The sequence below is a fragment of the Tissierella praeacuta genome (assembly GCF_040396155.1).
GTDB classification, from domain to species: domain Bacteria; phylum Bacillota; class Clostridia; order Tissierellales; family Tissierellaceae; genus Tissierella; species Tissierella praeacuta_A.
Map to the genome: position 1 here is coordinate 47600 of NZ_JBEBOY010000022.1, position 6212 is coordinate 53811.

Annotated in this window: 5 protein-coding genes; all 5 read right to left on the bottom strand. The window is 30.8% G+C overall.

Annotated elements, in window-relative coordinates; translation table 11 throughout:
* Positions 1 to 76: 76 nt before the first annotated feature.
* Positions 77 to 919, bottom strand: coding sequence for a lipoyl synthase (lipA, locus tag ABWP20_RS11555; RefSeq protein ID WP_353095962.1), 843 nt, complete (start codon positions 917 to 919; stop codon positions 77 to 79).
* On the bottom strand, positions 910 to 1923 hold the full coding sequence (lplA, locus tag ABWP20_RS11560; protein ID WP_353095963.1) for a lipoate--protein ligase: 1014 nt from the start codon (positions 1921 to 1923) through the stop codon (positions 910 to 912). The genes lipA and lplA overlap by 10 nt, the downstream gene beginning before the upstream one ends.
* 376 nt (positions 1924 to 2299) lie before the next feature.
* On the bottom strand, positions 2300 to 3130 hold the full coding sequence (locus ABWP20_RS11565) for an ATP-grasp domain-containing protein (RefSeq protein ID WP_353095964.1): 831 nt from the start codon (positions 3128 to 3130) through the stop codon (positions 2300 to 2302).
* Between the two features lie 948 nt (positions 3131 to 4078).
* Positions 4079 to 5281, bottom strand: a complete 1203-nt coding sequence (locus ABWP20_RS11570; protein ID WP_353095965.1) for a Gfo/Idh/MocA family protein — start codon at positions 5279 to 5281, stop codon at positions 4079 to 4081.
* 16 nt (positions 5282 to 5297) lie between these two features.
* Positions 5298 to 6152 carry a sugar phosphate isomerase/epimerase family protein gene (locus ABWP20_RS11575; protein WP_353095966.1) on the bottom strand — a complete coding sequence of 285 codons (855 nt, stop codon included), beginning with the start codon at positions 6150 to 6152 and terminating at the stop codon, positions 5298 to 5300.
* Positions 6153 to 6212 lie beyond the last annotated feature (60 nt).

Sequence of the window (6212 nt, forward strand, 5' to 3'; positions counted from 1 at the left end):
TTAAAATAAAAGGAATAAAAGAAATCAATGCATTAATCTCTTTTATTCCCTATATACCAAAATTCTATATCATATTCTAAAAGTCCTCTGCATAATATGAGCTTCTAACAAGTGGTGCCGATGCCACTCTTTTAAATCCCATAGATAGTGCAATCTCCTTATACTCATCAAATTGTTCTGGTGTAACATATTCTACTACTGGAATATGTGCTGTAGTAGGTTGTAAATATTGACCTAATGTCAGCATATCACAATCAACTTCCCTTAATCTTTTAAACACATCTATTACCTGCTCCTTAGTCTCTCCTAATCCTAACATAATACCAGATTTAGTTTTCATATTGGGCTTTGTTTTCTTCACATAATCAAGTAAGTCTATTGACCTTTCAAATATTGCCATAGGTCTAACTTCATCATATAATTCTGGTACAGTCTCTACATTATGGTTCAATATATTTGGCTCTGTATCTATTATAATATCTATTAGTTCTTTATTTCCCTGCATATCAGGTATAAGTAATTCAATAGTAACTTTTGGAGTAGATTTTCTTATTTCCTCCACAACTTTTGCAAATTGGTTAGCCCCTTGATCTCCTAAATCATCTCTCGTAACTGATGTAATAACTGCATGTTTTAAACCTAATTTAGCTATAGCCTTAGCCACATTTTCCGGCTCCTTTGGATTTACTTTTTGAGGCATTTCCCTGGTTACATTACAAAAAGTACAGTTTCTAGTACAATTCTTGCCTAATATCATAAAAGTAGCTGTTCCTCGTGCAAAACATTCCATCCTATTTGGACAATTTGCTTCGTCACATACTGTATTTAGAGAAAGGTCTGATAATAAAGCATCTACTTTCTTTGACACATCTCCACCTTGTAGCTTCACTCTAATCCATTCTGGTTTTCTTAAATGCATTGTTCTCCCTCCATATCTAGCAGTCCTTTAATAAACTCCTTAGTTGACAGTCCTTTAATATATTTATCCATATTAATATCTTTTAATCTATTCTCTAATTCATCTATATTATGTTTTACTCCTATTAGAGCAAATTCCAATTTTTTAATATCTTCTTCTCCAAAAAAATCACCATAAATAGATATATCCGATATTATACCATCTTCTACATCTAAATTATATTCTACAACTCCACTAGGATATTTTACTGCATTTTCATATCTATATTCCGGTGATTTACCATAGTTCCATTCCCATGTACTAAATCTTTCCTTAGCTATTTTATTTATCTCTTTTAAATCTTTTTTATTAAATTCATAGATATTTTCTATATTATGAATGTTTATTATGTAATTTTTAAGATATTCCCTAAAACCTTCTAAGGTCATTGACTTATCTAAATAAGGAAGTATATTAGTTACTCTTGCACCTACAGATTTAACACTTTTATCCTTAAATTTTACAGCCTTACTCTTAAGCGCTAGGGATAATTTGCTCATATCACAATCAAATAAAAGAGTTCCATGATGTAATAATTTACTTTTCTGAAAATATTGGGCATTGCCAGAAAACTTTTTATCCTCTATTGTTATATCATTTCTTCCAGTAAACACTGCATTAACACCTAAAGACTGTAATGCCTTTATCACAGGCAGTGCAAATTTTTCAAATCCATTTTTCACTTGAGGTTCTGATAAGTCTCTATTTGATATAAAGGTAAAGTTCATATTTCCAAGGTCATTATATACTGTACCTCCGCCAGATAAACGTCTGACCACTTCTATTCCGTTATCCTTTACATAATCAAGATTTATCTCTGATATAGTATTTTGATTTCTACCTATCAATATAGATGGCTTGTTTATCCACAACATAAATACCTCGTCATCAAAATTATTCATCAAATATTCTTCTGCTGCATGATTGAAAAAAGGATCATTGCTGTTATTTATTACGTATATCATCTTCCAGCCTCCATTGATATAATCTTTTTCACATTACCTTATTTCATAAAACACATATCTTTACAATAAGTATAACATAATAATATAGTTCTCTTATCTAAAATTTCTAGAATAAGAGAACTATATTATCTATGAAAGTATATCTTTAAATGTAGTTTCCAATAAATCCAATATATCTTTTTCATCATCTATTAAAAGTATTTTTTCTATTCCTAAACTACTTATTACAATCAATGTAATTGTCCTTTCTATTTAAAATACAGCTATATGAAGTATAGCTTCTATTCTCAGTATATATTATTAAAACTTTAAATAAAAGCATAAAAAATCTGATAGAGTGTTTCCTATCAGATTTTAAAGGAATAATTGCCTTATTTTAAGAGGCTCTTGGAAACGTTGGATTGCTTGGTGTAAAATCTGGGTCATTATTTATATATTCACTAATATATTCTTCTACTTTAATTCCCATATTTCTTAGACCTTCATTACCAAACATTACATTGTATTCTAATATATATAATTTATCATCAACTACTACCACATCAAACCCTGCATGGTTTATATTTAATTCTCTTGCTATATTCTCTACTAACTCAATAGCTTCCTTTGGAATATTATTGTAATCATAGGATGCACCCTTTGCAATATTATTATGAAACTGCCCTTCTCCAGCAATCCTCCAATAAGCACCTATTACTTTATTTCCCACATAGACTATTCTCAAATCTCTATCTATAGGAAGTCTTTCCTGAATATATAAGAATTCATTATTTTCTATATAAGATTTAAGCTCTTTTCTATTTTCTATAAGGAATACTCCCCTGCCCATAGAATTTTTTATTTCTTTAGCAACTAAGGGATAACCAAATTCTTCTTCTATTGTTTCTATATTTCCATTATCCTTGCTTAATATTTGTGTATATGGTACATTCTCTGGAAATATGGCCTGTAATACCCTAGTTGTTTCTATCTTATTATGTCCTAACTGATATGTGCTAATATTTGGAAATATCTTCTTCTTTAATCCATAGACTAAAGTATTTACCTGCCAATATTCAGGAAATAATATATAATCTGCTTCTTTTATTTTTTCTATTTCCTTAAACATATTTTCGGGCTTAATATAGGTAATATTATGAATACCCATAGTTCTAAAAGGGTTAAATGTAATTAGTTTCATCTGACCATCCTTTCTAATATTCAACAAAAATATTTTACTCCTACAACATGATTTTAGCAATATTTTTTTAATGGAAAAACATGTTTTTAGCAAAAATTTTTTAAGATATATTAAAAGTTTTCTGTATTATAAGAACTTCTAGTAAGAGAAGAAGAAGATGCTACTTTCTTAAAACCCATAGATAAAGCAATTTCTTCGTATTCCTCAAATTGTTCTAGTGTAATATATTCTACTACTGAAATTTTTGATGTAGTATGCTGGAGATAATTACTAATATCAACATATCACAATCTACTTCTCAAAATTTCCTAAATGTATCTGTTATCTATCTCCTAATTTCACCTAAACCAGATTTAGCTCTAATATTGGCTTTCTTTTCTTTACATAATCAAGTAATTCCAATGATGCATCAAATATTGCCATTGGTCTAATTCCATCATACAATTCTAGCACTGTTTCCACATTGTAATTTAATATATTTGGCTCTGAATCTATAATAATGTCTATTAACTATTCTCACCTTGTATATCTGGTATAAGTAACTTAATAGTTATCTTTGGTGTTCTCTCACAACATTTGCAAACTAATTAGTTCCTTGGTCAAGTAAATCATCTCTAGTTACAGATATAATAACAGCATGTTTTAAATTAAGCTGTTCCCCTTGCAAAATATTCCATTCTATTAGGACATTTACCTCATATCCAAATTACCTCATATTACATTGAGCGTAAATTCAAGTAACAATCTTCCAAAGGTCTGTTTGGATATTAGTATGCAATGCTTTTCCAGTATACTAGAAAAATAAAAGGATAGACATCATATTAAAATGTCTATCCCTTTCATATACCGCAAATCAAGCCTTCATATTTTCTTATTTTACTTCCTGTTTCATTATATTACATTCCGATCCGTTATCAATTCTTCATTCCCTGTTGTAAATTCCCCTATTAAAGCCTTAATTTTGATGAATGCCTTTTAATCATCTATGGTTCTTTCCTGAACATCATCTGCCTCAATCATTTGTTGTCTCATATTCGGACGATCACAGGATGTTGTCATATTATACGCAATTCCCATCTCTGCACTTTTAAGCATACCATGAATTATTTCTAACGCATGCAAACCCAAGTCAAAATGCATACGGGGACGCCTTTTGTTACGAATCGCATATGCCATATCAGCAACTCCAATGCCTCGGCTATTTCCACAGTATCCATGGAGAATTGGAAGTTCCACGATATCTGGATCTGGTCGATATTTATTATCCACCGTGAAGCCTATTCCGTCTTCTTCAGATTTTATTGCATTTTGTCTATGCAATAAAATTTTCCCACTGAAAAAATTTGGATTGAACAACTCGAGCATAGCTTTTGATCCCTGTACTGTAAAGCTATCAAATACGGAAGCATCTGATGAAATAAGAAATGTGCATAAAACACCAATTTCAAATTCTAAAATTACTGACATAGTCGTTGGAGTATTTACTCTATATGGTTCTTTATATTTTGGATGCCTAGGATTGATATACTCTCTATTTGGGTATAAGTTGCCTCCAAATGCACTCACTTTTTTTACCGTTCCAAACATATTTATCATATTATGAAGATAATATCCACCTAAATCGTACGGTAATCCGCCACCCGTGTGTAATGGAAAAAAGAAGTTATCCGAATCGCAGTCGATACGAGCAGTATTAGGTTGATAACTACACGTAATTACAGCATTCATGGTTATCGGCTTACCAATTATTCCAGAATCTATATAATGACGAACAGTTTGCCATCCACCACCAAGAAAGGTATCAGGAACAGAGCCAAACATTAAGTTTTCTTTTCTAGCTATATCACAAAGTTCCAATGCCTCTTCAAAAGTGGTACACATCATCTTTTCAACTACACAATGCTTCCCTGATAACAAAGCTTTTTTTGATACCTCATAGTGGCTTTCTGGTTTTGTTAAGTTCACCACCAAATCAATATCTGGGCTATTGTATATTTCCTCACTTTTCATGTTTTTTATTCCAAATTGATCTGCTCTTTTCTGTGCACGCTCATCAATCAGGTCTGCACATGCAACCAAATTGGTAATATGAAACATTTCTCTTAGATTTTTCATATAAATTTCACTGATTGTTCCACATCCTATAATTGCAACATTCACTGGCTTTACTTGTCCCATGCTCACCACTCTCCTTCTAAAAATCAATATTTTTCATATTCTTAAGTTGTTTGAAGCTTTTTTTAACACTTTCAAATTCGTCATATTGACTGTAATCCTGCTCCAAAATAAAGTGACTTACATCGTTGTATTTCACCGCAGTATCAATAATTCTTTGTATATCCATAATTCCAAAATTAATTTCTGTAAAATCATATTTTTTTACATTATCTTCAAAATACTTCTGATTCACAAAACTGCTATTTTTATTTACATTCTCTATAAGATTCATTCTGCTATCTAATCCTTTTGGATAATCTTTCTGATGGATTAACTTTATTCTCTTTCCAAGCCTTGTGAGTGTTTCATACACATCTTGTCCACCACGCATGACCCAATAGGTGTCGAGTTCTATTTTAACTAAATTTTCATCAGTATTATTCAGTATCAAATCATAAACTGTCTCTTTACCAATTTTTTGAAACTCATAAAAATGATTATGGTATAAAAATTCCATATCATATTTTTTACACTGTTCTCCTGCCCAATTCCACAGCTCCGTTTTCCTCAAAACATCATCCCTATCACAATAAAAGTCCATAGGCATAACAATATATTTCGTACCTAATTCTTTATAATAATTTAAAACTGATTCCAAATTATTCTTGGTTATAGGTGAAATATGAGCGCTAATCACAGAACTGTCGATATCTTCCAACAGCTTTGCCAATTCCTTCGCTGAAATATTAAAACCAATTCCGCAATCCTTGTCTGCATTCGAATTTGCTGTTTCAAAATTTCTATAACCTATTTTTGATAGTTTTCTCATAGTCGCTTTTAGGTCTTTTTCCATATAACTTCGTACCGAATATAATTGTACTCCTAATCTCATTGAAACCCTCCTCGTATAATATGTTTAGAAGCACTTTTTATTAAGTCTTCTAAGCATATT